The sequence below is a fragment of the Rhodobacter sp. TJ_12 genome (assembly GCF_020023995.1).
Lineage (GTDB): Bacteria > Pseudomonadota > Alphaproteobacteria > Rhodobacterales > Rhodobacteraceae > Rhodobacter.
Window position 1 is genome coordinate 17,825 of record NZ_NRRD01000027.1, and the last position, 24,977, is coordinate 42,801.

Consider the following 24,977-nt stretch of genomic DNA (forward strand, 5'->3'; position numbering starts at 1 on the left):
CAGGGACATGCCCAGCCTTAAGGACCTTAAAAACCGGATCACGAGTGTGAAGAACACTCGTAAGATCACGAAAGCGATGCAGATGGTCGCGGCGGCGAAACTTCGCCGCGCCCAAGAAAGCGCTGAAGCCGCTCGGCCCTATGCCGAGAAGATGTCGGCCGTTCTGTCGAGCCTTGCCACTGCGGTGGGCTCGACCGAAGGGGCGCCGCGCCTTCTGGCCGGCACCGGGTCTGACACGGTCCAGCTTCTGGTCGTTATGACCGGTGAGCGTGGCCTGTGCGGCGGCTTCAACGCCAATATCGCAAAGCTCGCACGTACGCGGGCCAATGAACTCCTGGCCGAAGGCAAGACGGTGAAAATTCTCACCGTCGGCAAAAAGGGCCGCGACGCGCTGCGCCGTGACCTGGGTCAGTATTTCATCGGCCACGTCGATCTGAGCGAAGTGAAGAAGCTCACCTACGCCAACGCGCAGGAGATCGCCGACGACATTCTGGGCCGCTTCGATGCGGGCGAATTCGATGTCGCCACGATCTTCTACTCGGTCTTCGAAAGTGTGATCTCGCAAAAGCCGACGGCTCAGCAGATCGTGCCCGCCGAGATCGAAACCGACGCGTCTGGGACTTCGACGGTCTATGACTACGAGCCCGGCGATCAGGAAATCCTCGCGGCGCTTCTTCCGCGCGGTGTGGCCACGGCGATCTTTGCCGCGCTTCTGGAAAACAACGCCTCGTTCAACGGGGCCCAGATGTCGGCAATGGACAACGCCACCCGCAACGCTGGCGAAATGATCGACAAGCTGACGGTCGAGTATAACCGCTCGCGTCAGGCCGCCATCACCAAAGAGCTTATCGAAATCATCTCGGGCGCCGAGGCGCTCTGACGGAACCGGAGATAGAAACAAATGGCAAGCAAAGGCAAAGTGACCCAGGTCATCGGCGCCGTCGTCGACGTGCAGTTCGAAGACGGCCTCCCGGCGATTCTGAACGCCCTTGAAACCACCAACAACGGCAAGCGCCTCGTGCTGGAAGTTGCCCAGCATCTTGGGGAAAACACCGTCCGCACCATCGCGATGGATGCCTCCGAAGGCCTCGTGCGTGGTGCCGAAGTGACCGACACCGGTGCGCCGATCACCGTTCCGGTGGGCAACGCCACGCTGGGCCGCATCATGAACGTCATCGGCGAGCCGGTGGACGAAAAAGGCGATGTGGCGAAAACCGAAGCCCGTGCGATCCACCAACCCGCCCCGGATTTCGCGGCGCAGTCGACCGAAAGCACGATCCTCGTGACCGGCATCAAGGTCATCGACCTGCTCGCCCCCTATTCCAAAGGCGGTAAAATCGGCCTGTTCGGTGGCGCCGGCGTGGGCAAAACCGTTCTGATCATGGAACTGATCAACAACATCGCCAAAGTGCACTCGGGCTTCTCGGTGTTCGCGGGTGTTGGCGAGCGGACCCGTGAGGGGAACGACCTTTATCACGAAATGATCGAATCGGGTGTTATCAACCTCGATAACCTCGAAGAATCGAAAGTGGCACTGGTCTATGGCCAGATGAACGAGCCTCCGGGGGCGCGTGCCCGCGTGGCGCTGACCGGCCTGACGCTGGCCGAGCAGTTCCGCGACCAGTCGGGGACCGACGTTCTGTTCTTCGTCGACAACATCTTCCGCTTCACTCAAGCGGGTTCGGAAGTGTCGGCGCTTCTCGGCCGTATCCCGTCGGCCGTGGGCTACCAGCCGACGCTGGCGACCGACATGGGCGCGCTGCAAGAACGCATCACCTCGACCAAAGCCGGTTCGATTACCTCGGTGCAGGCCATCTACGTGCCGGCCGACGACTTGACCGACCCCGCGCCGGCCACCTCGTTTGCCCACCTTGACGCCACCACCGTGTTGTCGCGTGCGATCTCGGAACTCGGCATCTACCCGGCGGTTGACCCGCTCGACTCGACCTCGCGGATCCTTGACCCGCAAATCGTCGGTGAAGAGCACTATCAAGTGGCGCGTGACGTGCAGGGCATGCTGCAACGCTACAAGTCGCTGCAAGACATCATCGCGATTCTCGGCATGGACGAACTGAGCGAAGAAGACAAACTGACCGTGGCCCGTGCCCGGAAAATTCAGCGCTTCTTGTCGCAACCGTTCGACGTGGCGAAAGTGTTCACCGGTTCGGACGGCGTTCAGGTGCCGCTCGAAGACACCATCAAGTCGTTCAAGGCTGTGGTGGCGGGCGAATACGACCACCTGCCGGAAGCGGCCTTCTACATGGTCGGCGGCATCGATGATGTGATCGCGAAAGCCCAGCGCCTCGCCGCTGCGGCGTAAGGGGGGCAGTAATGGCCGATACGATGCAGTTCGATCTCGTCTCGCCCGAACGGAAGCTTGCTTCCGTGCAGGCCAGCGAGGTCCGTCTTCCCGGCGTGGAAGGCGATCTGACGGCGATGCCGGGCCATGCGCCCGTCATCCTCTCGCTGCGGCCGGGCATCCTGACCGTGGTCAGCACCGAGGGCACCTCGGAATTCGCCGTGACTGGTGGCTTTGCCGAGGTTTCGGGCGAGACGGTGACCGTTCTGGCCGAACGCGGTGTGACCAAGGCGGAACTGACCGCTGCGATCCACGCCGAAATGGTGGCCGAAGCGAAGAAAGTGCTGGAAGCGGCGCATCCTTCGGTGGCCGACGCCGCTGCCAAGATGCTGGCCGATATGGAAGCGCTTGGCTCGCATATGACGATCTAAGCGCTTGCATTTTGCAAGCCTTGCCAAGCCCCGGCCCAGTGCCGGGGCTTTTCATTTGGGCTTTTTTCTTTTTTCGTAACATATTAGCGTGGTCGAACTCAGAAGCGGACGAGTGACCGATCATGCAAAAAATCTCTTCCACGCGTATCGGCATCACGCAGGGTTCAATCGTGCTGTTTTCCGACTTCCAAGATGGTGGCGCGATGTGGACAGGCGAGGGCCCGCGCGAGCTGCGCCGGGCGGTGCTGTTCGATGAACCCTTCCGCGAGCTTCCTGCCGTGCATGTGTCGTTGTCGATGTGGGACATCGATCAAAAGCACAACCCGCGCATGGACCTGTCTGCCGATATGGTGACGGTGGAGGGGTTTGTGATCGTGTTTCGCACTTGGGGCGATACGCGGGTCGCGCGTGTGCGTGCCGATTGGATGGCGATTGGCGGCTGCGCGCATGAGGACGATTGGGAGGTTTTCTAAGCGCCGCAATCGCCGCCTCATGTGCTTAGGCGGGCTCCGCAGCGCGGGTTTCCCACATTTCGCGGAAAGCAGGACGGGCTTGGCACAGGTCGAGCCAGCTTTTCACACGCGGGAATTTGGCAAACAGCGCTTCATGCGCCTGCGCATAGCGCAGGATTTCGGCCATGTTGATATCGGCCACGGTGAAGCGCCCGCCGACCATGTGGCTGTGCATTTCTAGATGCGCCTCCAGCGCGGCAAGGGGGCGATCAAGCTGTGCGCAGGCGCTGACGATCTTGGCCGCGCCGGTTTCGGCGGCCGCCTCGCCCCTGGCATAGGCGAAGGAAATATCGAGCGCGGCGGTTTCAATCGCGGTGGCGCCGTAAAGCGCCCATTGCATCATCAGCGCGGTTTCGTGGGCATCTTTGGGGGCCAGTGGTCCGCCCGCCTTTTGCGCAAGATACAGGTTGATCGCGAGGGATTCCGCCAGCACCAGGCCGCCATCTTCCATCACCGGGATGGCGCCTGCGGGCGAGAGCCGCAAGAACTCTGCCGAACGGGTGTTGAACGGTGCCTCGGGGTGGTGCGGATCGATACCCTGCGCTTCCAGCCGATAGGCTTGGATCACGGGTTTGAGCGTCCAGCCCAGCCCCAGTTCCATCAGCGCCCAGATATTGCGCGTCGCGCGCGAGCGATACATGCCGTAAAGCGTGACCATGATGCGATCCTCCCGCCGCCATGCTGCGCCTGTGGCGCGGCGAAGAAAAGGCCGACGTGACAATCTGACCCACATCAAGGCGATTTTCACGCTTTCTTGCTAGCAAAATCCAAACACCACGGGAGGGTTGCGCATGGAAGATCACATTATGAAAGCTGCGGCGCAGGCGGAGCCTGCGGCGCCGCAGGCGGAGGTCGGCCCCGAAGCGCAACCCGCGCAGCCCAAGGCCCCCAAGCAGGGCAAGGCCATGCCCATGGAGGCCGACCCCACACCGGGAGAGGGGGCGTTGCAAGGGCCGCAGGCTTTCCCTTCGGTCAATGCCAAGGCGGCGAAGGCCGGGTTTGAAAGCGGCAAATACCCCTATCCGCACCGGATGGCGCGTGTCGCCTATGAAAAGGAAAAGGCAAAGCTGCAGGCCGAATTGCTCAAGGTGCAGCGGTGGGCGCAAGAGACCGGCGAGAAATTCGTGATCTTGTTCGAGGGGCGCGATGCGGCGGGCAAGGGCGGCACGATCAAGCGCTATACCGAACATCTCAATCCCCGGTTTGCGCGGGTCGTCGCGTTGAACAAACCCACCGATGAAGAACGGGGCCAGTGGTATTTCCAGCGTTATATCCAATGGTTGCCCACGGCGGGCGAAATGGTCTTTTATGATCGCAGTTGGTATAACCGCGCGGGTGTGGAGCGGGTGATGGGCTTTTGCACCCCCACCGAATACCTGGAATTCATGCGCCAAGCGCCGGAGTTTGAGCGGATGCTGGCGCGCTCGGGGGTTCGTTTGTTCAAATACTGGTTCTCGGTGACGCAGGTGGAACAGCGCCGCCGCTTCGAACAGCGCGCGACCGATCCGCTCAAGCGTTGGAAGTTGAGCCCTATCGATATGGCCAGCCTCGACAAATGGGATGATTACACCGAGGCGAAAGAGGCGATGTTCTTTTATACCGACACCGCCGATGCGCCTTGGGTCATCATCAAATCGAATGACAAGAAACGCGCGCGGCTCAATTGCATGCGGCATTTCCTGTCGTCGCTGGATTACCCAGACAAGGATCTGTCGATTGTCACGCCACCCGATCCGCTGATCGTGGGTCATGCAAGCCATGTGGTGCATTCGGCTGAGCATATTCTGGGGGCTGCACAGCATCCCGAGGCGCGTCGGCGGCCCAGCAGCAAAAAGGCCAAGCCCGCAGACCCGTCCTAAGTCTCACTTGCATCAAGACACGGTTGCGGCAATTTTTTGCCGCAACTGAGGTTGGGGGCAAGACGATGAGTTGGGACGAACGTTTTTCAGGCACAGATTTTTATTATGGCACCGAACCCTCGGATTTCGTCACGCGGCAGGCTTGGCGGCTTGAACGTGGCGCCGCGGTTTTATCTGTCGCGGAGGGAGAGGGGCGTAACGCGGTGTGGCTGGCCGCACAAGGGATGTGCGTGCATGCGCTGGATGGCTCTGCCCCCGCGCTTGAAAAGGCACATCGGCTTGCAGAGGCGCGCGGCGTGAGCATTACCTCTGAACATGCCGATCTGACGCGCTATATCTGGCCCATTGGGGCTTATGGTGCGATTTTCGGGGTGTTCATCCAGTTTGCGCCGCCCGCGTTGCGCGCGGCGATCTTTCGCGGCATGGCACAAGCGCTTCACCCCGGTGGGCTTTTGTTTTTGCACGGTTTTTCGACGCGGCAGCTGGAAAATAGCTCGGGCGGGCCAAAAGCGATAGATCAGCTTTGGACGCTGGATCTGCTGCGCGCGGCCTTTGCGGGATGGGAAATCCTGCATCAGGCGGATTACGACGCGCAGCTTGACGAGGGGCCGGGGCATGCGGGCCGGGCCGCGCTTTTGGATTTTGTCGCCCGCAAACCCGCCGCCTGATTGCCTGCGCGATGATGCCGCAGGGAAATTGCTGCCTGTGACCGTGTCACAGACAATTCATTACCTATTTCATAGACGGAACGGCACTGATTGTTCGTAGAACACCCACCTGAGGTTGAAACCTCACCTTCCCAAAGGAGATGTTACATGCGGAAAATTCTTCTCACCCTTCCGGTCGCTGCGATGGTTCTGGGCACGGCGGCTTATGCCGACGGCATGGAAACCGTGAAAGCGCGCCAAGATTATTTCAAATCGCTCGGTGGGGCGATGAAAGCGCTTTCGGGCGTTGCCAAGAACTATGATGCCGAGGCTGCCAAAGCCGAGGCCGCCAAGCTGGAAGCGATCCTTGCCACCGACATCAAGCCGCTGTTCGCGCCGGGCACCTCGGACGCCGACTTCCCGGGCGAAAGCGAAGCCAAGGCTTCGATCTGGGAAAACATGGAAGATTTCGGTGCCAAGGGCCAAGCCATGCATGAAGCTGGCATGGAACTGATCGCCGCCGCCAATACCGGCGAAGCCTCGGCCTTTGGTCCGGCGCTGAAAAAACTGGGCGGCACCTGCAAAGCCTGCCACGACGACTATCGCGCCGAACACTAAGGCGCCACCGGGCGGGGGGAAACTCCCGCCCTTTTCCTGATCCGTTTGCCGTTCGAGAAAGCCATGCCCGCCGATACCACCATTGCCGCCCCCGAAAACCGTCCGATCTGGGACCCGCTTGTGCGGGTGTTTCACTGGACCTTGTTGCTGTGCGTCGCGGGCGCCTATGTGTTGGGCCATTTCGGCCCGCTGGAAATGACGCTGCATTTCTACCTTGGCTATGCGGTGCTGGCGCTTTTGGCGATCCGTGTGCTTTGGGGCTTTGTCGGCACAAAGAACGCGCGCTTTGCCAATTTCGTGCGCGGCCCGATCGCCGTGGTGCGCTATCTTTTCACGTTGCCCGCGCGCAAGCCGAGCCATGCCGAAGGGCATAACCCCTTGGGCGGTTGGTCGGTTGTTGCGATGATCGTGGTGCTGTTCTTGCAGGTGCTGACCGGCCTGTGCACCGACCCGGATGATTACCTTAACGTCGGGCCGCTGGCGCAATTCCTGCCCGAGGGTTGGCCGCGTCTGGCGCTGAGCTGGCATCACAAGCTGGGCTGGGTGTTGCTTGCGCTGATCGGCCTGCATGTCAGCGCGATCTACTTCTACAAGGTCTGGAAACGCGAAGATCTTGTGACGCCGATGATCACCGGGCGCCGCCGCTCCTGAGGCATCTGGACGCTGCCTATGACCTCGGCTAGCGTCCGTCCATGAACCAGACAGTCACACCTTCGGCGGTGCGGTCTTCCGGCCTCGCCGCCAATTTATTTGCCACGCTCTCGCTTGGCCTGCCGCTTATCGGCTCCAACATTGCGCAGATGCTGCTGCATGTCTCCGATACGATCATGCTGGGCTGGTATGGGGTGCCGGAACTGGCTGCGGTGGTGTTGGGCGCATCGTTCTTTTTCTTTCTGTTCATTCTTGGCTCGGGGTTTTCCTATGTGCTGATGGGGCGGATTTCCGCAGCCTTGGGGCGCGATGATGCGGTGCAGGTGCGCCGCGATGCGCGGATGGGGCTTTGGATCGCGCTTGGCTATGGCACGGCGGTGATGCCGCTGATGGCGCTGGCAGAGCCCATCTTGCTGGCCTTGGGGCAAGACCCGCATCTGGCCGGGCTGGCACAAGACTATCTGGATATCGCCCTGTGGGGCATGGTGCCCGCGCTGGTTGTGGGGGCTTTGCGCGCCTATCTCGGGGCGCAAGAACATGTGCAGGCGGTGCTTTGGGCGACCTTGGGCGGCGTTGCGGTCAATGTGCTGGCCAACTGGATCTTTATCTTCGGCAATCTGGGCGCGCCGGAAATGGGCGTGCGCGGTGCGGCGCTGGCGTCTGTTCTGGTGCAGCTGACCTCGGGGCTTTTGCTGGCGCTTTATGCCGCGCGCCATCCGGCGCTACGCTCGGTCGAATTGTTCGCGCGGTTCTGGCGCCCCGATTGGGAGGCGCTGTTTTCGCTGATCCGGCTTGGCCTGCCCGCTGGGCTGACCCATTTGTCGGAGGCGGGGTTGTTTCAGGCCTCGGCGCTGATGATGGGCTGGATCGGCACCAAGGAACTGGCCGCGCATGGGATTGCGCTTGAGATTACCTCGGTCACCTTCATGGTGCATGTGGGGCTGTCGACGGCGGCAACGGTGCGGGTGGGCCATGCCTATGGCGCGGGGGATCTGGCGCGGTTGCGCGCGGGGGCTTGGGCGGCACTGATCCTGTCGGCGGTTTGCGTCGTCGCGACGATCGCGCTGTTTTTGGGGGTGCCCGAACTGATCGTCGGGCTGTTTTTGGATAACGCCAATCCCGATGCGCCCGAGATCATCGCTTTTGGCGCGGTGCTGCTTGCTGTGGCGGGGCTGTTTCAACTGTTCGATGCGGCGCAGGTGATGGCGCTGGGTTTGTTGCGTGGGGTGCATGACACACGTGTGCCGATGGTGGTGGCCACGATCAGCTATTGGCTGATCGGTGTGCCGGCGAGCTATATTCTGGCCTTTCCGCTGGGGCTGGGCGGGATCGGGCTTTGGCTGGGGCTGGTGATCGGTCTTGCCTGTGTGGGCGTAGCGCTGATCTGGCGGTTCTGGCGGGGGCCATGGCTGCAAGAAAGCGCGGGCTGACGGGCGGCGCGCGCAGGCGTGGCCCTTAACCTGCGTCCTCCGGGGCGGATTTCAGTATCCGCTCTGCCTTCTTGCGCACCAGAACCGAGCGCAGATCATGCATGGCCAGAAGCAACGCATCGGTCACCTCTTCCAGTTGCGCGTCGGTGGCCTTTGATTGCACCCATTGCGTGGTCAGGTTCAAATGATCGACCGTGCGCAGGATGTCATCCACATCGCGCTGCGCAAGCTGGGCAATGCGCCGCGTCATCCAGTCTTCGATCGCGCGCAGGTCATCGGCGGAAAGCTTACGCTCGCCTTGCGGTTTGATCTCGCCGTTCTTGATGTTGACGACGGCGATCTGATCCATCTCGATGCGGCGTTGGCGGTTCTCGGTATCGACCCGGAACACCGCCGCCCCATTTTCACGGATCCGGAAATAATATTCCGGCAGATCCCCCGCCATGCGCGTCTCCTTGGGCCTTGGGGCCTTATTCTAGACCTTCGCAAAAGGCCTTGATGCGCGCGCAAGCCTCGGTCAGCGCCGCGTCCGATGTAGCGTAGCTGATGCGAAACGCGGGCGAAAGGCCGAAGGCCGCGCCAAAGACCACCGCTACCCCGGTTTCTTCCAAGAGCGCCGAGGCAAAGGCCTCGTCATCGGTGATCTGCACCCCGCCCTTGGAGGTTTTGCCGATCAGCCCGGCAATCGAGGGATAGACGTAGAACGCGCCTTCGGGGGTGGGGCAGGTGATGCCAGGGCAGGCATTGAGTGCGGCCACCACCAAATCGCGGCGCCGCTCAAAGGCCACACGGCTTTGGGCAATATAATCTTGCGGACCGTTCAGCGCTTCGACCGCGGCGTGCTGGCTGATCGAACAAGGGTTCGAGGTCGATTGCGACTGCACCTTGCCAATCGCCTTGATCAGATCGACCGGGCCCCCGGCATAGCCAATGCGCCAGCCGGTCATCGCATACGCCTTGGACACGCCATTGCAGGTTAGCGTGCGGTCATAAAGCCCCGGTTCCACCTGCGCAGGCGTGGCGAAGGTGAAATCCCCAAAAACAAGGTGTTCATACATGTCATCCGACATCACCCAGACATGCGGATGGCGCATCAGCACATCGGTCAGCGCCTTCAATTCTTCATGGGAATAGGCCGCGCCCGAAGGGTTGGAGGGCGAGTTGAAAATCAGCCATTTGGTTTTCGGCGTGATCGCGGCTTCCAGATCGGCGGCGCTGATCTTGTAACCCGCCGCCATCTTGCCTTCGACAAAAACCGGCGTGCCCCCCGCCAGCAGCACCATATCGGGGTAGCTGACCCAATAGGGCGCGGGAATGATGACCTCGTCGCCGGGGTTCAGCGTAGCGACCAGCGCATTATACAGCACCTGCTTGCCACCCGATCCCACGGTGATCTGGCTCGGCGTATAGTGCAGCCCGTTTTCGCGTTCGAACTTGGCGCAGATCGCCTTTTTCAGCGCCGGGATGCCATCGACGGCGGTGTATTTCGTTTCCCCCGCCGCAATCGCTGCAATCGCGGCCTGTTTGATGTTCTCGGGCGTGTCGAAATCGGGCTCGCCCGCGCCAAGGCCAATCACGTCGCGCCCCGCCTCTTTCAATTCGCGCGCCTTGTTGGTGACGGCAATGGTGGGCGAGGGTTTCACGCGCGCAAGCGTGTCGGACAAAAAGGCCATGTGCGGAGGCTCCAAAATCTGATCGCCTCTCTCTACGCGCGGGCGTGACACCGTTCAAGCGCTTGAAACCAAGGTGGTTGCGCTTGACGGGGCGGGGGCAGGGGTGCAAGGCAGGGGCGCAGCAGATCGGACGGAGGCGAGCGATGAGCGAAACACGGGACGCGCGATTGCGGCGGATGCGGATGCGCAGCTGGCGGCGCGGGATTCGCGAGATGGATCTGATTCTCGGCCCTTGGGCTGATTCTGAACTGGAAGGTTTGGATGCCGAGACGCTTGAACTTTACGATCAGCTTCTCGAAGAAAACGACCAAGATCTTTACCCCTGGATTTCGGGGGCGCAGCCCTGCCCGCCCCATTATGTAGAAATCTTGGGTGTGATCGGCCATTTTGCGCGCACACGACATGGAAAAAGTTAAGCACGCAATCTTCGCAAATTCGTCACGAATGTCATCACGGTGAAGATCGCTTAACCCTATATTCGGTTTTTTCCGCCAATTTGCACCTCAAGGAAGCGAGGATGGCGGAGTAAGGAATGACGTTTCAAACCCCGATGAAAGCGCCCGATGCGGATGAGGGCGCCGCCCCCGGAATGATGTCTTGCTACCTCGACAGCCTGTCGCTGGTCGAGCGACTGCACAGGTTGTTGCTGGATGTCATCAAGGATGAATTCGAACGGCTTGGTATTTTGGAGATCAACCCGGTTCAGGCGCTGCTTTTGTTCAACATTGGCGAGAACGAGGTGACGGCGGGCGAGCTGAAGACGCGCGGTTATTATCAAGGCTCGAACGTGAGCTATAACCTCAAGAAGCTGGTCGAGGCGGGCTATATGCACCACCAGCGTTGCGAGATTGATCGCCGCTCGGTTCGTGTGAAGCTGACGCCCAAGGGCGTGGATCTGCGCGCCGCCGTTTCGGCCCTGTTCGAGCGCCATGCCAAGGGCATGAATGATCGCAATGTGATCACGCTTGACGCGATGGATGAAATGAACCGCACCCTGCGCCGGATGGAGCGCTATTGGTCGGATCAGATCCGCTACATCTACTGAGCTATCCGCTTCCGGGCTGACGCGGCGGCATTTGTGCCGCCGCTTGTTCTTGCGCGGGGGGCATGGTTCTTTGATCCCGGTCGTAAAATACGGCGGTGGGGGCAAAGATGCGGCGAGCGGTGCGCGTTTTTCTGCGCGTTTTGGCGGTTGTGGCGGTGCTGGCGGCGGGGTTTGCCGTCGTCAAACGCGATGACCTGATCCGGCTGCGGGCAGCCATGGCGCTGTTCGACGAAAACCGGATCGTGCAGAATTTTTCGCATATGGATCGGCTGTTCCATGCCCGGGTTTTGGACCGGGGCACCGGGCCGGTTTCCGATCTGCCGCAAGGGTCCCCGATGGTGCTGGCGCCCGAGGTGACAGACTGGGTGCAGGCGCGCGCGGTGACCGCGCTGGTGATCTTGCGCGACGGGCAATTGGTGCATGAAAGCTATCATCTGGGCACCGGGCCAGAGGATTTGCGGATTTCTTGGTCGATGGCGAAATCGGTGCTGTCGGCGCTTTTCGGCATTTTGCACGAAGATGGGACGCTTCCCGATCTGGAGGCGCAGGTGGTCGATTACGCGCCCCTGCTCAAAGGCTCGGCCTATGAGGGCGCAGCGCTCCGCGATGTGCTGACCATGTCCTCGGGTGTCGGGTTCGACGAGGATTACATGGATTTCAGCAGCGACATCAACCGCATGGGCCGGGTGCTGGCGCTGGGGGGCTCGATGGATCGCTTTGCGGCCTCGCTCACCACCCGCGCCCATCCGCCCGGCAGCCATATGCAGTATGTATCGATCGATACCCATGTGTTGGGCATGGTGATCGCGGGGGCCACAGGGCGCGATCCGGTGGATTTGATGGTGGAGCGGATCATTCAGCCGATGGGGCTGGAGGCAAGCCCCGAGATGCTGACCGATGGCGAGGGGACAGGCTTCGTTCTGGGCGGGCTGAACATGCGCACGCGCGACTATGCGCGCATCGGTCAGATGGTCTTGCAAAACGGCTTTTGGAACGGACGCCAAATCGTGCCCGCCGATTGGGTCGCGGCCTCAACGTCGCATCAAGCCGCCGATGGTGCGGGCTATGGGTTCCAATGGTGGGTGCCGAAGGACCATGCCCAGTTTGGCGATGATTTCATGGCACAGGGCATCTATGGGCAGTTCATCTATGTGAATCCGGGTGCGCAGACGGTGATCGCGGTCAATGCGGCCGACCGGGGCTTTGATGCCGCAGGCGTGACCGATGAAAACCTTGCGCTGTTTCGGCGTATGGCGCAGGCTGGGCACTGAGGGAAACGGCATGGAAATGGAATCTTCGGTCAATGTTCTGGGCGGCGTCTTGCAGCCCTGTTCGGTCTCACCGATGACCGGATTCTTTCGCGATGGCGCGTGCAACACCTGCTGGGAAGATCATGGGCTGCACACGGTTTGCGTGGTGTTGACCGCCGAATTTCTGGCTTGGTCGCGCTATATCGGCAATGATCTGACGACCCCGCGCCCTGATTTCGCTTTTCCCGGTCTCAAACCTGGGGAGCGCTGGTGCCTGTGCGCGGGGCGGTTCCTAGAGGCCCATGACGAGGGATGCGCGCCGCAGGTCGTGCTGGAATGCACGCATCGGCGCACGCTGGAAGTGGTGCCGCTTGAGGTGTTGCAGGGCTACGCGATCTGATCGGAAACCGGCGTCCAGATCACGTCATCGATCCGCGGTGCCGAGGTGGCCAGCATCACCAACCGGTCAAACCCCAGCGCGATGCCGCTTGCTGCAGGCATATGTGCAAGGGCGGCCAAGAAATCCTCGTCAATCGGGTAGCGTTCGCCGTAGATCGTTTGCTTTTCGTCCATTTCCGCCATGAAGCGCGCGCGCTGCACCGTGGCATCGGTCAATTCACCAAAGCCATTGGCCAGTTCCACCCCACAGGCATAAAGCTCGAACCGTTCGGCGACGCGTGCATCATCGGGGGCAGGGCGCGCCAAGGCGGCCTCGGCCAGGGGGTAGCGATCCAAGATCGTGGCGCGGCCATGACCCAGATGCGGCTCGATCCGCGAGACAAGCACTTTCGACACGATCAACGACCAACTATCGTCCACGCCCACCTCAATCCCTGCCGCACGGCACTGCGCGCGCAGCCCCTCGGCATCGGTGATCCCGCCACAGCCGCAGGTGGTCAGCAGATCAAGCCCCGCATAACGTTCAAACGCCGCCGCGACCGAAAGCCGCTCGGGCTGGGCGAACGGGTCACATTCAATGCCCTTGTAGCACAACATCGTGCTGCCCGCCGCCTGCGCCGCAAGACGCAGAATCGCGGCGCAGTCTTGCATCAGCACGGTGTAATCGGCGCCCACCCGATACCATTCGAGCATGGTGAATTCGGGGCTGTGCAGCGCGCCACGCTCGCGGTTGCGCCAAACATGGGCAAAGGCGGCAATCCGCTCTTCCCCTGCCGCAAGCAGCTTTTTCATCGCGAATTCAGGCGAGGTATGCAGGAACATCTCGACCGGGGCGCCATCATTGCCAATCGCCGTGGTCGCAAAACCATGCAGATGCGCCTCATTGCCGGGGCTGACTTGGAGCGCGACCGGGTCCACCTCAAGGAACCCTTCCCCCTCTAGCCAGCGGCGCAGAGCGGTTTGAATGCGGGCGCGCGCCAAAAGCGCGGGGCGGCGGTCTGTGTGGCGGTCGGGGTGCCACCATGGGGTCGCGGGCATCACAGGGCTTTTTGCTGGAAATAAGGTTCATATTGGTTTAGGCGCTTCGCCATCCGGGCGCCAGAGCCTGCTTTTGATATATAGGACCGTGACTATGGCTAAAGTGATCGCTTCCTCGATCCGTAAGGGTAACGTGATCGACCTGAACGGCGTTCTGCACGTCGTTATCAACGCCGAAAACATTCACCCCGGCAAGGGCAACTCGGTGACCCAAGTCGAGATGCGCCGCATCTCGGATGGCGTGAAGGTGCAAGAGCGTTGGCGCACCGTGGATTCGGTGGAAAAAGCCCATGTCGACGAAGAGGAATTCGACTTCCTCTATGAAGACGGCGAAGGCTATCACTTCATGAACCCGCAAAACTACGAGCAGATCACCATCGGTGAAGACGTGGTGGGCGATGCCAAGGTGCACCTGCGCGACGGCATCCGCGTTTGGCTGCTGCTGCATGAAGGCGTGGCGCTGTCCATTGAGCTGCCGCAAAAAGTGACGGTTGAAGTCGAAGAAACCGAGCCGGTGGTCAAAGGTCAAACCGCCTCGTCGAGCTATAAGCCCGCCACCTGCACCGGCGGCATTCGCGTGATGGTGCCGCCGCATATCGGTGTGGGCACGCGGGTGGTGATCAACACGGCCGACAACTCGTATGTTGAGCGCGCCAAGGACTGATCCGGGCAAGATAACGCGATAACAGGGCGTCCCTTTGCGGGGCGCCTTTTTTGTGGCGGCTCAGGCCGCCCGCTGGCCGCGGAACCGGAACGCCGAAAGCGGCAGGGTGGCCGCGTGGGTCGCCTCGATGATCAGGGCGGGAAACCCTTCGATCACCAGCCGGGCATCGGGACCGATTTGATCGATCCGCAGATCTTCGGCGCGTGGCAGCGGCCCCTCGATTTCCAGTTCGATGACATCGCCGGGGCAAAACCCTGTGACGCGGGGCAGGGGCGTTGGCACGGGCTCTGGCGTGGTCAGAATCTGCGCCACGCGCGCCATGATCGCGTCATCCTCCTCGGTCGCTGGCTCGGGCGCTTTGGGGGCAGGGGGCGGTGTCTGCCGCGCCTGAGACAGCGGCGCGACCGGCGCCGGGGCCGATCTGCGCGCCGAAGGGCTGGGGTGCCACTCGGCCCACAGCACCAGCGCAATCGCACAGCTTAGGGCAATGAAAAGCGCAAGCATCCTTCATACCTCGTCTTTTCGATAGGATGGGCGGGCCGCGATTGCGGCGCAAGCGCTTTGCTGCGCCGCTGGGCTGGCATTGTTAACCCCTGCTTTACCAATATCCCCGCGCAGGCGTGATTGGTGCCGGGGCAGGGCAAAGACCTGTCAAAGGGGCATGGCCGATCGCAAAACACCCCGCGCCGGGCGCGCGGTGTCGGGGATGCCAAAGGCCGAGCAGATCAGCCGGTCGCAAGCTGGACCGTGATCCGCTCAAGCGGGAAATTGGCAGGGGTAATCCCGTCAATGATCATGATTGGCGCGCCATCGTAGCGGATCAATGTGCTGTCCACGCCATAAGCGGTTGTGGTGATCGTGCCGCCCAGCGTGTCCGTCAGCACTTCGACGCCATCCTCTGCGGGATCGAAATCGGTCACATGCACCGGATCGTAGGCCGTGGTGTCCGTCGCGACAAGGAAGCTGTCGGCCCCCGCACCGCCAGTCAGCAACGCGCCATCTTCGCCGTAAAGCGTATCTGCACCCGCGCCGCCATCCAAAACCGCAGGCCCTGCCGCGCCGGTTTCGCCTAGCGCGAAGATATAATCGTCGCCCTCGCCGCCGATCAGCGTGTCGCCCTCACCGCTGGCCAAGAGCGTGTCATTCCCCGCGCCCCCGTCGAGCTTGTTGGTCCCCGCATCATCGGCCAAAAGGTCATCTGCCGCGCCGCCGTTCAGCGTGTCGTCGCCCGCCCCGCCGCCAAGGCTATCCGCGCCGGTATAGCCGTTCAGCAGGTCATTCCCCTCGCCGCCCACAAGGATGTCGTCACCCGCGCCGCCATCCAGCGTGTCATCGCCAGCATCGCCAGCCAGCGCATCATTGTCGAGGTTGCCGTAAATCAGATCGTCGCCCTCGCCGCCCTCAAGGCTGTCATCACCATCAAACCCATAAAGCGTGTCATTGTTGCCGCCACCCAGCACCGTGTCATCGCCATATCCGCCCAGAACGGTGTCATGGCCATAGCCGCCATTGAGCAGGTCATCGCCTGCCCCGCCTTCGATCCAGTCGGCGCCAAGCCAGCCGGCGATCTGATCGTCGAAGTTGGTGCCGGTCAGCGTGTCGGGCCCATTGGTCCCGGTCAGGTTTTGGCCGTCGAGGGGCAGGGTGGGGTAGATCGCGCTGTTGCTGCTGGTGACCCAGATCCCCACATTGCCGTCCAGTTCGGCGGCGGTATTGTTTTCGAACACCGCGACCGTTTCGCCATTGATATTCAGCAAGGCGCCATCATCGCTATCTTCCAGCGTGAACGGCGTCGCCGGGTCGAAATTGGCCGTTTCCAAGAAAAAGTCTTCGCCCTCTTCAGGGGCATAATCGGACAGCAAAAGCGGATCATTGCCCGGACGCCAATTCGCGATGAAATGGTCCGTGCCCTCGCCACCCATCAGCGTATCGCCATCATCCCCCACGATCGTGTCGCTATTGGCACCGCCTTGCAGCAGGTCGGCGCCGCCATCGAGCGAGTCGACCCCATAGACGACGTCATTGCCATAGCCCCCATGCAAGGTGTCGGCCCCTTCGATGTCGAAAATCTCATCCGCCCCAAGGTTGCCGCGCAGCGTATCATTGCCGGGACCGCCCAGAACCGAGTCATTGCCATGACCGGCGTCGATGTAGTCATTTCCGATAGAGCCGATGATCTCTTCGTCGTCTTCGGAGCCGAAGATGCGCTCGCCGGTTTCGCTAGCTTGCTCCCCGGTGCCGCCCCCCGCGTCGTCATCGTCATTGTTGAAGAACAAGCCAAGCAGAAAGAAAGGTGCAATCGAAAGAAGCATAAGGCTGCCCATGGGGAGCTCCTGTATGTAAAGATTAATAAACCGCTAATCTGACCCCATACTTTTGACAAGAATTAGATAAACCTTTGGCGTAATTTTCCTTGCGGCGGAAACAGTGGCGCAAGAAAGCCTGATTTTGTTGAGTTTTTAGAGGCCAGTTTCTGTGAGCGCGGTCACAAGGATCGGCGCCAGCCTTGCGGCCCATGCCCGCTGGCCCGACTCGGTCGCCACCAGATCCTGACGCAGTTCGATCAGCACATTGGGGCGGCCGGGGCCAAGGGCATGGCGCGCGATGCTGTCGCCCGCCAGATGGCCGGTGTAGGGTTCGTTGTCGCCCACACAAATGCCTTCGGCCGCAAGTGCCGCGATGAAGGGCAACGCCAACCGGCTATCAAGATGCGAATGCAACACACCCACTTCCCACGGGCGCGGCGCGCGCCCGCGCAGGCGCGGGGTAAACGTGTGAACCGCACAAATCACCGTATCGGACCGCCTTGCGGCCAAAAGCTCTAGCGCATCGTGATAGGGGCGGTGCAGCCGGTCGAGCCGGGTTTGCACCCCTGCGGCGGAAATGCCTCGGTTTGCCGGGATCACCGTGCCATCGTAAAGCTGCATCACCAGCGTTGGATCGTCTTCGCCCCGGTTCGGGTCGATCACAAGGCGCGAGAAATCCGACCAGACCATTGGCGATTGCAGCGCCTCGGCCAAAGCCCGCCCCAGCCCCAGACCGCCGATGTCATAGGCGATGTGGCGGTCCATCTCTTTGGGGTCGATGCCCAGATCGCCGCCGCCCACCCAATCGGGCACCCGGTTGGTGGCATGATCGACGGTGATCAGCCAGCGCCCGGGGCGATTTTCGGTGATTTGGTGAAAAGGCACATCTTTGGTCATGGTTTCTTCGTCATTTTGCGGCACACCAAATTTAAACGCCGCGAGACCGGAGTGCCAGTTGCCCTAGGCAAAGTTTTCCGGCATAGAGAATGCGGCCCACGAAATGACAGCAACACGAACACTCGAGGACGCATGAGACGCCTTCGCAATGTCAAGATCGTGGCCACGCTCGGCCCCGCATCTTCCGATTACAAAACCATCCGCGCGCTGTTTGAGGCAGGCGCAGACGTGTTCCGGCTTAACATGAGCCATGGCACGCATGATGAACACCGGGTCCGCTACGATATCTTGCGCCAGATCGAGGCCGATACCGGCCGCCCGGTTGCGGTGTTGGCGGACCTTCAAGGGCCCAAGCTGCGGGTAGGCACCTTTGCCGCCGGCGCGACCGACCTTGAAGAAGGGGAGATGTTCCGGCTTGATCTGGACCCTGCCGAAGGCGACAGTCATCGGGTCTGCCTGCCGCACCCCGAGATTTTCGCCGCGCTTGAGCCCGGCGCGCGGCTTTTGGTCAATGATGGCAAAATCCGGCTTAAGGTGATTGATTGCGGCCCCGATTTCGCCAATTGCGAAGTTATGGTGGGTGGCACGATTTCCAACCGCAAGGGCGTGAACGTGCCCGATGTGGTGCTGCCCTTGGCGGCGCTTTCGGAAAAAGACCGCGTCGATCTGGAATTTGCCTGCGAATTGGGGGCCGACTGGCTTGCGCTGAGCTTCGTGCAGCGCCCCGAGGATGTGACCGAGGCCAAGGAACTGGCCAAAGGCCGCGCGATGGTGCTTTCGAAAATCGAAAAGCCCTCGGCAGAGCGTGCCTTTGATGAAATCCTTGCCGTCTCTGACGGGATCATGGTGGCGCGCGGCGATTTGGGGGTGGAGCTTCCGGTGCATGCGGTGCCGCCGATCCAGAAACGGTTGATCCGCAAATGCCGCGCCGCCGCCAAGCCGGTGATCGTGGCGACGCAGATGCTTGAAAGCATGATCGAAAGTCCGATGCCGACTCGCGCCGAGGTTTCGGATGTGGCAACGGCGATCTACGAAGGCGCCGATGCGGTCATGTTGTCAGCGGAATCCGCTGCAGGGCGGTACCCGATCGACGCGGTGCAAACGATGAATGCCGTGGCGCAATCGGTCGAAGGCGACAGCACCTATCGCGACATCATCGAAGCCAGCCGCATCGCAACGCGCCAGACGGTGACCGATGGCATTGTGGCCGCCGCGCGCGAAATTGCCGAAACCACCGATGTCTCTGCGATCTGCTGTTACACCCAATCGGGCAAGACCGTCGGCCTTGTGTGCCGCGAACGGCCGCGCGTGCCGGTGATTGCGCTGTCGCCGATCACCCAGACGTTGCGCAAACTGTGCTTGAATTGGGGCGTGCATGCGGTGCGCTGTGACGAGGTGAGCCGGTTCAAGGAAGCCGTGGTCAATGCCGCCCGTGCGGCGCGCGATTACGGTTTTGCCGATGAAAGCCATCAGATCATCGTCATGGCGGGGGTGCCCTTCAACGTCACCGGCACCACCAACATCTTGCGCGTCGCCCCCTGTGACGAGCGATTGATTTATCGCACCGATCCGGAATAAGCAGCCTTCGTGATCGAAGTTTGCGGAGGGCGCGATGATCGACGCCGATCTCTATCTGGTGCTGGGCATTATCGTTGCAGCGTTCGCGATCCCGGCGGTGATTTCGGCCTTTGCCGATAGCCGCCCGCCGCGTGCCGCCGCGATCGCCGTTTTGGTGGGGGGCGGGCTGATCTTGCTGGCCTTTATCGCGCATCCGGGCGGCTATACGCCCGGCCAGATCCCCGAGGCGTTTGCGCGGGTGATCGCGCGATTGCTCAACAGCTAGAGGCTGCGGTTGGATTTCCCTTGCCAAAGGGGCGCGCAGGGGCTAAACGCGCCCACCTGATCCCCGCGCGGCCGGCCGTTAGTGGCATGCCGAGTCGCGCGTTCACTCTGACAAGGAGATGGAAATGCCCAAGATGAAGACGAAATCGGCCGCTAAAAAGCGGTTCAAATTCACCGCTTCCGGCAAAGTTGTCGCCGGCCCGGCGGGCAAGCGCCATGGCATGATCAAGCGCACGACCAAGTTCATCCGCGACAGCGCGGGCACGATGATCCTGTCCGACGCGGACACGAAGATCGTCAAAAAATACATGCCCTACAACCGCTGATCAGGAGGCCTGAAACATGTCCCGCGTTAAATCCGGCAAGGTCACTCACGCCTCGCACAAGAAAGTTCTGAAGAAAGCGAAAGGCTACTACGCTGCCCGTTCGCGCAACTTCCGCACCGCCACCCAAGCCGTCGACAAGGCGAACCAATACGCCACCCGCGACCGCAAACAGCGTAAACGGAATTTCCGCGCGCTGTGGATCCAGCGGATCAACGCTGCTGTGCGCGCCTTCGACGCCGATATGACCTATTCGCGTTTCATCAACGGTCTGGCGCTGGCCGGGATCGAAGTGGACCGCAAGGTTCTGGCCGATCTGGCGATCGCTGAGCCCGAAGCTTTTGGCGCCATCGTCGAAAAGGCGAAGGCTGCCGCGGCCGCTGCCTAATTTCCCCTTTTGGGAACACGTTGACCCCCGCGCGGCACCGCCCTCGCGGGGGTTTTTCTTTGATCTGCTTGAAATCGGGGCGCGGCGCGGTATGAACGGCGCAACCACCCCAAGGAGAGACTTCATGACCGCGCTCGATGTGCTCAAGACGAAATATCTCGAAGGCATCGAGGCCGCTTCCGACGAGGCGAGCCTTGAAGAGCTGCGGCTGGCCGCGCTGGGCAAGAAGGGCGAGATCAGCCTGAAAATGCGCGAACTGGGCAAGATGACCCCGGAAGAGCGTCAAACCACCGGCGCCGCGCTGAACCGTTTGAAAGATGAAATCGACGCCGCCCTGCGCGCCAAAAAAGAGGCGCTGGCCGATGCCGCGCTGGAAGCGCGTCTGCAATCGGAATGGCTCGATGTCACGCTGCCGGGCCGCCCGCGCCGCCAAGGCACGATCCACCCGGTTTCCCAAGTGATGGATGAAGTCACCGCGATCTTTGCCGATATGGGCTTTGCCGTGGCCGAAGGCCCGCAGGTGGAAAGCGATTGGTATAACTTCGACGCGCTCAACATCGCGCCCGAACACCCTGCGCGGCAAGAGCATGACACGTTCTTCATGGCGCGCGACGCGGCAGACCCGCGCCCGCCGCATGTGCTGCGCACCCACACCAGCCCGGTGCAAATCCGCGCCATGCAAGAGCGCGGCGCCCCGGTGCGGGTGATCGCGCCGGGCCGCGTTTACCGCATGGATATGGACCAGACCCATGCGCCGATGTTCCACCAAGTGGAAGGCATGGCGATTGGCAAAGACATTTCGATGGCAAACCTGAAATGGGTGCTCGAAGAGTTTTGCAAAACCTTCTTTGAGGTGCCCTCGGTCGAACTCCGTTTCCGCGCCAGCCACTTCCCCTTCACCGAACCCTCGGCCGAGGTGGATATTCGCTGCTCGTGGGAAGGCGGCCAGTTGAAGATTGGCGAAGGCAATTCGTGGATGGAAATCCTTGGCTCGGGCATGATGCAACCCAAGGTTCTGGCTGCGGGCGGGATTGACCCGACCGAATGGCAAGGCTTTGCCTTCGGTATGGGGATCGACCGTCTGGCGATGCTGAAATACGGCATCCCCGACCTGCGCGCCTTCTTTGAAAGCGACCTACGCTGGCTGAAGCACTATGGGTTTGCGGCGCTGGATTTGCCGACGGTGTTTGGGGGGTTGAGTAAGTGAATATCAAACGATCCCACCTGATTTCTGTGCTTAGAGAAATTGAGCGCCAGAACACCGGTTGGATTGAACTTCGTACTTACTCTCCGAGCAATGACGCTGATTTGCTTCGAAGGCAAATCTTCCAAACACTAGAAGAAAAAGGCTTAGTCAGGCGAGGTGTCGAACAGAACTTTCTCGAGCTATCGCCTGAGTATGCAAAAGAAGACGGACGAATTGTGGTCTCGGAAGTGGTTTTCCATCTCAATGCTGCTGGTAGAGAGTTCGCTGCACCTTGGTATACTAGGGCGATAGATAACGTGTTGTCCAACATTTGGACCGTGGTCTTTGCCGTATTCACTTCACTAGCGCTGCCGCTTTTGGGGCGCTGGCTCGAAAAAGTGTGGGGATTTGCGCCGTGAACTTTGCTCTCTCCTGGCGTAAAGCCACGATCGAAACAAAGATCTGTAGCTAAGAAACTCGCCATGTCACCGCTTTTTGAAACAGATCACCGTCAAGGCTCGACCGAGCAGCGCCGCTTGTATGCGCTGTTTGAGATTGCCTATACCTTGGTCGATTTCGGGGCGGCGCTGTGTTTCATCGTGGGCTCGGTCTTTTTCTTTTTTGACAGCCTCGTCTTTCCCGGCACATGGCTCTTCCTGATCGGGTCGATCCTGTTTGCCGCCAAACCCACCCTGCGCCTTGTGCGCGAGTTGAAACTGCTGCGCATGGGCGATTATGCCGATATCGCCAAACGCCGAAAATAGGGGTCCACTATGAAATTCACCCTCTCCTGGCTGAAAGACCATCTCGACACCGACGCTTCGGTGGACGAGATCGCCGAAGCGCTTACCGACCTTGGCCTTGAGGTCGAAGAGGTCGTGAACCCGGCGGCGAAACTGGCCGCCTTCACGCTGGCCAAGGTGGTGCATGCCGAAAAGCACCCCGATGCGGATAAGCTGCGCGTATGCAAAGTGCTGACGAACGAGGGCGAGAAGGTCATCGTTTGTGGCGCGCCGAATGCGCGTGAAGGCATCACCGTCGTTTTGGCGAAACCGGGCGATTATGTGCCGGGCATTGATACCACCTTGGGGGTGGGCAAAATTCGCGGCATCGAGAGCCACGGGATGATGTGCTCGGAACGCGAGTTGGAATTGTCGGACGAGCATAACGGCATTATCGAACTGCCCTCGGGCGAGGTTGGGGACAAATTCATCGACTGGCTGGCCGAAAACCGCCCCGAAGCGGTGGACCCGGTGATTGAAATCGCGATCACGCCGAACCGCCCCGATGCGTTGGGCGTGCGCGGTGTGGCGCGGGATTTGGCCGCGCGCGGCATCGGGCGGTTGAAGCCGCTCGAAGTGGAAGCAGTGCCGGGCGGGTTTGACTGCCCGATTTCGGTGCAAATCGACCCGACGCTGAAGGAAAAGGGCTGCCCGCATTTCACCGGGCGTTTGATCCGGGGCGTGAAGAACGGCCCCTCGCCCGCATGGCTGCAAGCGCGGCTGATGGCGATTGGCCTGCGCCCGATCTCGGCGCTGGTCGATATCACCAACTACTTCACCTATGATCTAAACCGCCCGCTGCATGTGTTTGACGCGGCGAAAGTGGCGGGCAATCTGCGCATTGTCCCGGCCAAGGGCGGCGCGGAACTGCTCGCACTGGATGGCAAGACCTACACACTTGCGCCCGGCCAGATGGTGATTTGCGACGACAATGAACCCGAAAGCTTGGCCGGTATCATGGGCGGCGAGCTTTCCGGCGCGACCGAAGATACCACCGATGTCTTCCTCGAAAGTGCCTATTGGGATCCGATCACCATTGCCGCCACCGGCCGCGCGTTGAAAATCAACTCGGACGCGCGCTACCGCTTTGAACGTGGGGTGGACCCGGCTTTCACCCTGCCGGGGCTGGAGTTGGCCACGCAAATGGTGCTGGATCTGTGCGGCGGTGAAGCCTCGAACGTGGTTTCTGATGGTGCGCCGCTGGATACCACCCGCGCCTATAAGCTCGACCCGGCCCGCGTGATTTCGCTTGTTGGCATGGAGATCCCGGAAGCGACGCAACGCGAAACGCTGACCGCGCTTGGCTTTACGCTCAATGGCGATATGGCCACGCCCCCGAGCTGGCGCCCCGACGTTTTGGGTGAAGCCGATCTGGTGGAAGAGGTGGCGCGGATTGCCTCGCTCACCAAGCTTGAGGGTAAGCCGATGGCGCGCGAAACCTCGGGCGTGCCCGATGCCATTTTGACGCCGTTGCAGGTGCGCGAACGCACGGTGCGCCGCACGATTGCCGCGCTTGGCTACAATGAATGCGTGACCTACAGCTTCATCGATGCGAAATCGGCTACCCTTTTTGGCGGCGGGGCCGAGGCCACGCGGCTGGAAAACCCGATTTCCTCGGAAATGACCCATCTGCGCCCCGATCTTTTGCCGGGGCTGCTGCAAGCCGCCGCCCGCAACCAAGCGCGTGGCTTTGCCGATCTGGCGCTGTTTGAGGTGGGGCCTGCTTTTACCGGCGGCGAACCGGGCGACCAAGTGCTGCAAGCGGCGGGGCTTTTGGTTGGCGCCTCGGCCCCGCGCGATCCGTGGGGCTCGCGCCGCCCGGTCGATGTTTATGAGGCGAAAGCCGATGTCGAAGCCGTGCTGAGCGCCATTGGCGCGCCTGCGCGCGCGCAGATCAACCGCAAGGTGGCGGGCTGGTTCCATCCGGGCCGGTCGGGCAATATTGCCCTTGGCCCGAATGTGATGGCGAGCTTCGGCGAGGTGCATCCGAAAGTGCTGCGCGACATGGGCGTGAAAGGCCCGGCGGTCGCGTTCACGCTGCATATTGCGGCGGTGCCCTTCCCGAAGGTGAAAACCCCGACCCGTGCGGCGCTGAAGCTGAGCGATCTGCAAGCGGTGGAGCGCGATTTCGCCTTTGTCGTCGATGCCAATGTCGAGGCCATCACCGCCGTCAACGCCGCCTACGGCGCCGATAAGGCGCTGATCGAGACGGTTTCGGTCTTTGACCAGTTCACCGGCGCGAAAGCCGAAGAGCAAATGGGCGCGGGCAAGAAGTCGATCGCACTGTCGGTGCGCATGCAGCCGCGCGACAAGACGCTGACCGATGCCGAGATTGAGGCTGTGGCGCAAAAGGTGATCGACAAGGTCACCAAGGCCACCGGCGGCACGCAGCGGAAATAACCCGGCGTCGCGTGATGCCTGTCACGTTATGCATCGTGGCAAAACAGGTTAGGCTCCTCCTGAACGGGAGGGGCCTTTGCAATTTGACTATGTGATTTTGGGCGGCGGCTCTGCGGGCGCGGTTTTGGCCGCACGGCTGAGCGAAGACGCCGATGTGCGCGTCTGCTTGGTTGAGGCGGGCGATGAAGCGCGCGATATTTCGGTGCGCGCGCCGGCGCTGGTTGCGGCCTTAGTGCCGGGCTATTTGCGCGCGCATAACTGGGCGCTGCACACCGTGCCGCAGCCGGGGCTGAACGGGCGGCGGGGGTTTCAGCCCCGGCTGCGGCACGGTGTGCAG

Annotated in this window: 30 protein-coding genes; 23 read left to right on the forward strand and 7 right to left on the reverse strand. The window is 61.4% G+C overall.

Annotation, left to right across the window (positions count from 1 at the left end; genetic code table 11):
• Positions 1-7 precede the first annotated feature (7 nt).
• The 4 genes from CKO11_RS15475 (at position 8) to CKO11_RS15490 (ending at position 3,203) form a co-directional block, all read left to right on the forward strand.
• Positions 8-880 carry a F0F1 ATP synthase subunit gamma gene (locus CKO11_RS15475; protein WP_223640763.1) on the forward strand — a complete coding sequence of 291 codons (873 nt, stop codon included), beginning with the start codon at positions 8-10 and terminating at the stop codon, positions 878-880.
• A 21-nt stretch (positions 881-901) separates the two neighbouring features.
• Complete coding sequence (gene atpD, locus CKO11_RS15480; protein ID WP_223640765.1) at positions 902-2,320, forward strand: F0F1 ATP synthase subunit beta; 1,419 nt, start codon at positions 902-904, stop codon at positions 2,318-2,320.
• Positions 2,321-2,331: 11 nt separating this feature from the next.
• A complete protein-coding gene (locus CKO11_RS15485) occupies positions 2,332-2,730 on the forward strand; it encodes a F0F1 ATP synthase subunit epsilon (RefSeq protein WP_223640767.1) in 399 nt (132 codons plus the stop codon).
• Between the two features lie 122 nt (positions 2,731-2,852).
• Positions 2,853-3,203: an H-type lectin domain-containing protein gene (locus tag CKO11_RS15490; RefSeq protein ID WP_223640770.1), complete on the forward strand. Its 351-nt coding sequence runs from the start codon at positions 2,853-2,855 to the stop codon at positions 3,201-3,203.
• A gap of 25 nt (positions 3,204-3,228) precedes the next feature.
• Here CKO11_RS15490 and CKO11_RS15495 read toward each other — a convergent pair whose 3' ends face one another.
• The gene (locus CKO11_RS15495) at positions 3,229-3,900 is read right to left on the reverse strand and encodes a glutathione S-transferase family protein (protein WP_223640773.1); all 672 of its coding nucleotides are present in this window, start codon (positions 3,898-3,900) and stop codon (positions 3,229-3,231) included.
• A 133-nt stretch (positions 3,901-4,033) separates the two neighbouring features.
• Between CKO11_RS15495 and ppk2 the strand changes: the two genes are divergently transcribed.
• From ppk2 to CKO11_RS15520, 5 genes are all read left to right on the forward strand, one after another.
• Positions 4,034-5,101, forward strand: coding sequence for a polyphosphate kinase 2 (gene ppk2, locus CKO11_RS15500; RefSeq protein ID WP_411742021.1), 1,068 nt, complete (start codon positions 4,034-4,036; stop codon positions 5,099-5,101).
• A 65-nt stretch (positions 5,102-5,166) separates the two neighbouring features.
• Positions 5,167-5,769 (forward strand): SAM-dependent methyltransferase, encoded by a 603-nt coding sequence (locus CKO11_RS15505; protein ID WP_223640776.1) that lies wholly within the window; start codon positions 5,167-5,169, stop codon positions 5,767-5,769.
• Positions 5,770-5,916: 147 nt separating this feature from the next.
• A complete protein-coding gene (locus tag CKO11_RS15510; protein ID WP_223640779.1) occupies positions 5,917-6,366 on the forward strand; it encodes a c-type cytochrome in 450 nt (149 codons plus the stop codon).
• A gap of 63 nt (positions 6,367-6,429) precedes the next feature.
• Positions 6,430-7,017, forward strand: coding sequence for a cytochrome b/b6 domain-containing protein (locus CKO11_RS15515; protein ID WP_223640782.1), 588 nt, complete (start codon positions 6,430-6,432; stop codon positions 7,015-7,017).
• A 41-nt stretch (positions 7,018-7,058) separates the two neighbouring features.
• Complete coding sequence (locus CKO11_RS15520) at positions 7,059-8,447, forward strand: MATE family efflux transporter (RefSeq protein WP_223640786.1); 1,389 nt, start codon at positions 7,059-7,061, stop codon at positions 8,445-8,447.
• Between the two features lie 25 nt (positions 8,448-8,472).
• On the opposite strand, the gene CKO11_RS15525 is transcribed toward CKO11_RS15520, so the two are convergent.
• On the reverse strand, positions 8,473-8,892 hold the full coding sequence (locus CKO11_RS15525) for a hypothetical protein (protein WP_223640789.1): 420 nt from the start codon (positions 8,890-8,892) through the stop codon (positions 8,473-8,475).
• Positions 8,893-8,917: 25 nt separating this feature from the next.
• A complete protein-coding gene (locus tag CKO11_RS15530; protein ID WP_223640792.1) occupies positions 8,918-10,120 on the reverse strand; it encodes a pyridoxal phosphate-dependent aminotransferase in 1,203 nt (400 codons plus the stop codon).
• A 143-nt stretch (positions 10,121-10,263) separates the two neighbouring features.
• Here CKO11_RS15530 and CKO11_RS15535 point away from each other — a divergent pair, with 143 nt between their 5' ends.
• The 4 genes from CKO11_RS15535 to CKO11_RS15550 all read left to right on the forward strand — a co-directional run bounded on the left by CKO11_RS15535 (position 10,264) and on the right by CKO11_RS15550 (position 12,815).
• Positions 10,264-10,536, forward strand: a complete 273-nt coding sequence (locus CKO11_RS15535; RefSeq protein ID WP_223640794.1) for a succinate dehydrogenase assembly factor 2 — start codon at positions 10,264-10,266, stop codon at positions 10,534-10,536.
• 134 nt (positions 10,537-10,670) lie between these two features.
• Positions 10,671-11,165 (forward strand): MarR family winged helix-turn-helix transcriptional regulator, encoded by a 495-nt coding sequence (locus CKO11_RS15540; protein ID WP_223640838.1) that lies wholly within the window; start codon positions 10,671-10,673, stop codon positions 11,163-11,165.
• Positions 11,166-11,272: 107 nt separating this feature from the next.
• Positions 11,273-12,436 carry a serine hydrolase domain-containing protein gene (locus tag CKO11_RS15545; protein ID WP_223640796.1) on the forward strand — a complete coding sequence of 388 codons (1,164 nt, stop codon included), beginning with the start codon at positions 11,273-11,275 and terminating at the stop codon, positions 12,434-12,436.
• A 10-nt stretch (positions 12,437-12,446) separates the two neighbouring features.
• Positions 12,447-12,815 (forward strand): DUF2237 family protein, encoded by a 369-nt coding sequence (locus tag CKO11_RS15550; RefSeq protein ID WP_223640798.1) that lies wholly within the window; start codon positions 12,447-12,449, stop codon positions 12,813-12,815.
• Here the strand turns inward: CKO11_RS15550 and epmA are convergent.
• Positions 12,803-13,852: an EF-P lysine aminoacylase EpmA gene (epmA, locus tag CKO11_RS15555; protein WP_223640800.1), complete on the reverse strand. Its 1,050-nt coding sequence runs from the start codon at positions 13,850-13,852 to the stop codon at positions 12,803-12,805. The two genes, CKO11_RS15550 and epmA, sit on opposite strands and share 13 nt — an antisense overlap.
• A gap of 94 nt (positions 13,853-13,946) precedes the next feature.
• Here epmA and efp point away from each other — a divergent pair, with 94 nt between their 5' ends.
• Positions 13,947-14,516, forward strand: coding sequence for an elongation factor P (gene efp / locus CKO11_RS15560; RefSeq protein WP_223640801.1), 570 nt, complete (start codon positions 13,947-13,949; stop codon positions 14,514-14,516).
• A 60-nt stretch (positions 14,517-14,576) separates the two neighbouring features.
• On the opposite strand, the gene CKO11_RS15565 is transcribed toward efp, so the two are convergent.
• The 3 genes from CKO11_RS15565 to CKO11_RS15575 all read right to left on the reverse strand — a co-directional run bounded on the left by CKO11_RS15565 (position 14,577) and on the right by CKO11_RS15575 (position 17,719).
• The gene (locus tag CKO11_RS15565; protein WP_223640803.1) at positions 14,577-15,020 is read right to left on the reverse strand and encodes a hypothetical protein; all 444 of its coding nucleotides are present in this window, start codon (positions 15,018-15,020) and stop codon (positions 14,577-14,579) included.
• A gap of 221 nt (positions 15,021-15,241) precedes the next feature.
• Positions 15,242-16,840 (reverse strand): calcium-binding protein, encoded by a 1,599-nt coding sequence (locus CKO11_RS15570; RefSeq protein ID WP_223640805.1) that lies wholly within the window; start codon positions 16,838-16,840, stop codon positions 15,242-15,244.
• A 135-nt stretch (positions 16,841-16,975) separates the two neighbouring features.
• The gene (locus CKO11_RS15575) at positions 16,976-17,719 is read right to left on the reverse strand and encodes an N-formylglutamate amidohydrolase (RefSeq protein WP_223640807.1); all 744 of its coding nucleotides are present in this window, start codon (positions 17,717-17,719) and stop codon (positions 16,976-16,978) included.
• Between the two features lie 132 nt (positions 17,720-17,851).
• Here CKO11_RS15575 and pyk point away from each other — a divergent pair, with 132 nt between their 5' ends.
• The 9 genes from pyk to CKO11_RS15620 form a co-directional block, all read left to right on the forward strand.
• A complete protein-coding gene (gene pyk, locus CKO11_RS15580; protein WP_223640810.1) occupies positions 17,852-19,297 on the forward strand; it encodes a pyruvate kinase in 1,446 nt (481 codons plus the stop codon).
• 34 nt (positions 19,298-19,331) lie between these two features.
• Positions 19,332-19,562: a hypothetical protein gene (locus CKO11_RS15585; protein WP_223640812.1), complete on the forward strand. Its 231-nt coding sequence runs from the start codon at positions 19,332-19,334 to the stop codon at positions 19,560-19,562.
• Between the two features lie 124 nt (positions 19,563-19,686).
• A complete protein-coding gene (gene rpmI, locus CKO11_RS15590; protein WP_223640815.1) occupies positions 19,687-19,887 on the forward strand; it encodes a 50S ribosomal protein L35 in 201 nt (66 codons plus the stop codon).
• Between the two features lie 16 nt (positions 19,888-19,903).
• Positions 19,904-20,272 (forward strand): 50S ribosomal protein L20, encoded by a 369-nt coding sequence (gene rplT, locus CKO11_RS15595; RefSeq protein ID WP_223640818.1) that lies wholly within the window; start codon positions 19,904-19,906, stop codon positions 20,270-20,272.
• 124 nt (positions 20,273-20,396) lie between these two features.
• Positions 20,397-21,479: a phenylalanine--tRNA ligase subunit alpha gene (gene pheS / locus CKO11_RS15600; protein ID WP_223640821.1), complete on the forward strand. Its 1,083-nt coding sequence runs from the start codon at positions 20,397-20,399 to the stop codon at positions 21,477-21,479.
• The gene (locus CKO11_RS15605; protein WP_223640825.1) at positions 21,476-21,877 is read left to right on the forward strand and encodes a hypothetical protein; all 402 of its coding nucleotides are present in this window, start codon (positions 21,476-21,478) and stop codon (positions 21,875-21,877) included. The genes pheS and CKO11_RS15605 overlap by 4 nt, the downstream gene beginning before the upstream one ends.
• Before the next feature lie 63 nt (positions 21,878-21,940).
• A complete protein-coding gene (locus tag CKO11_RS15610; RefSeq protein ID WP_223640827.1) occupies positions 21,941-22,222 on the forward strand; it encodes a YrhK family protein in 282 nt (93 codons plus the stop codon).
• A gap of 9 nt (positions 22,223-22,231) precedes the next feature.
• Complete coding sequence (pheT, locus tag CKO11_RS15615; RefSeq protein ID WP_223640830.1) at positions 22,232-24,640, forward strand: phenylalanine--tRNA ligase subunit beta; 2,409 nt, start codon at positions 22,232-22,234, stop codon at positions 24,638-24,640.
• A 76-nt stretch (positions 24,641-24,716) separates the two neighbouring features.
• Positions 24,717-24,977 (forward strand): lycopene cyclase family protein (locus tag CKO11_RS15620; protein ID WP_223640833.1); only part of this gene is annotated, 261 nt, incomplete at its 3' end.

Bases quoted from the DNA above. Each gene is read 5' to 3' on its own strand.
- CKO11_RS15510 (WP_223640779.1), top strand. From the start codon at position 5,917: ATGCGGAAAATTCTTCTCACCCTTCCGGTCGCTGCGATGGTTCTGGGC.
- CKO11_RS15575 (WP_223640807.1), bottom strand. From the start codon at position 17,719: ATGACCAAAGATGTGCCTTTTCACCAAATCACCGAAAATCGCCCCGGG.
- rplT (WP_223640818.1), top strand. From the start codon at position 19,904: ATGTCCCGCGTTAAATCCGGCAAGGTCACTCACGCCTCGCACAAGAAA.
- rpmI (WP_223640815.1), top strand. From the start codon at position 19,687: ATGCCCAAGATGAAGACGAAATCGGCCGCTAAAAAGCGGTTCAAATTC.
- ppk2 (WP_411742021.1), top strand. From the start codon at position 4,034: ATGGAAGATCACATTATGAAAGCTGCGGCGCAGGCGGAGCCTGCGGCG.
- atpD (WP_223640765.1), top strand. From the start codon at position 902: ATGGCAAGCAAAGGCAAAGTGACCCAGGTCATCGGCGCCGTCGTCGAC.
- efp (WP_223640801.1), top strand. From the start codon at position 13,947: ATGGCTAAAGTGATCGCTTCCTCGATCCGTAAGGGTAACGTGATCGAC.
- CKO11_RS15535 (WP_223640794.1), top strand. From the start codon at position 10,264: ATGAGCGAAACACGGGACGCGCGATTGCGGCGGATGCGGATGCGCAGC.
- pheS (WP_223640821.1), top strand. From the start codon at position 20,397: ATGACCGCGCTCGATGTGCTCAAGACGAAATATCTCGAAGGCATCGAG.
- CKO11_RS15520 (WP_223640786.1), top strand. From the start codon at position 7,059: ATGAACCAGACAGTCACACCTTCGGCGGTGCGGTCTTCCGGCCTCGCC.
- CKO11_RS15515 (WP_223640782.1), top strand. From the start codon at position 6,430: ATGCCCGCCGATACCACCATTGCCGCCCCCGAAAACCGTCCGATCTGG.
- CKO11_RS15475 (WP_223640763.1), top strand. From the start codon at position 8: ATGCCCAGCCTTAAGGACCTTAAAAACCGGATCACGAGTGTGAAGAAC.
- CKO11_RS15610 (WP_223640827.1), top strand. From the start codon at position 21,941: ATGTCACCGCTTTTTGAAACAGATCACCGTCAAGGCTCGACCGAGCAG.
- pheT (WP_223640830.1), top strand. From the start codon at position 22,232: ATGAAATTCACCCTCTCCTGGCTGAAAGACCATCTCGACACCGACGCT.
- CKO11_RS15485 (WP_223640767.1), top strand. From the start codon at position 2,332: ATGGCCGATACGATGCAGTTCGATCTCGTCTCGCCCGAACGGAAGCTT.
- CKO11_RS15505 (WP_223640776.1), top strand. From the start codon at position 5,167: ATGAGTTGGGACGAACGTTTTTCAGGCACAGATTTTTATTATGGCACC.
- CKO11_RS15585 (WP_223640812.1), top strand. From the start codon at position 19,332: ATGATCGACGCCGATCTCTATCTGGTGCTGGGCATTATCGTTGCAGCG.
- CKO11_RS15550 (WP_223640798.1), top strand. From the start codon at position 12,447: ATGGAAATGGAATCTTCGGTCAATGTTCTGGGCGGCGTCTTGCAGCCC.
- CKO11_RS15525 (WP_223640789.1), bottom strand. From the start codon at position 8,892: ATGGCGGGGGATCTGCCGGAATATTATTTCCGGATCCGTGAAAATGGG.
- epmA (WP_223640800.1), bottom strand. From the start codon at position 13,852: ATGCCCGCGACCCCATGGTGGCACCCCGACCGCCACACAGACCGCCGC.
- CKO11_RS15495 (WP_223640773.1), bottom strand. From the start codon at position 3,900: ATGGTCACGCTTTACGGCATGTATCGCTCGCGCGCGACGCGCAATATC.
- CKO11_RS15570 (WP_223640805.1), bottom strand. From the start codon at position 16,840: ATGGGCAGCCTTATGCTTCTTTCGATTGCACCTTTCTTTCTGCTTGGC.
- CKO11_RS15490 (WP_223640770.1), top strand. From the start codon at position 2,853: ATGCAAAAAATCTCTTCCACGCGTATCGGCATCACGCAGGGTTCAATC.
- CKO11_RS15530 (WP_223640792.1), bottom strand. From the start codon at position 10,120: ATGGCCTTTTTGTCCGACACGCTTGCGCGCGTGAAACCCTCGCCCACC.
- CKO11_RS15565 (WP_223640803.1), bottom strand. From the start codon at position 15,020: ATGCTTGCGCTTTTCATTGCCCTAAGCTGTGCGATTGCGCTGGTGCTG.
- pyk (WP_223640810.1), top strand. From the start codon at position 17,852: ATGAGACGCCTTCGCAATGTCAAGATCGTGGCCACGCTCGGCCCCGCA.
- CKO11_RS15540 (WP_223640838.1), top strand. From the start codon at position 10,671: ATGAAAGCGCCCGATGCGGATGAGGGCGCCGCCCCCGGAATGATGTCT.
- CKO11_RS15545 (WP_223640796.1), top strand. From the start codon at position 11,273: ATGCGGCGAGCGGTGCGCGTTTTTCTGCGCGTTTTGGCGGTTGTGGCG.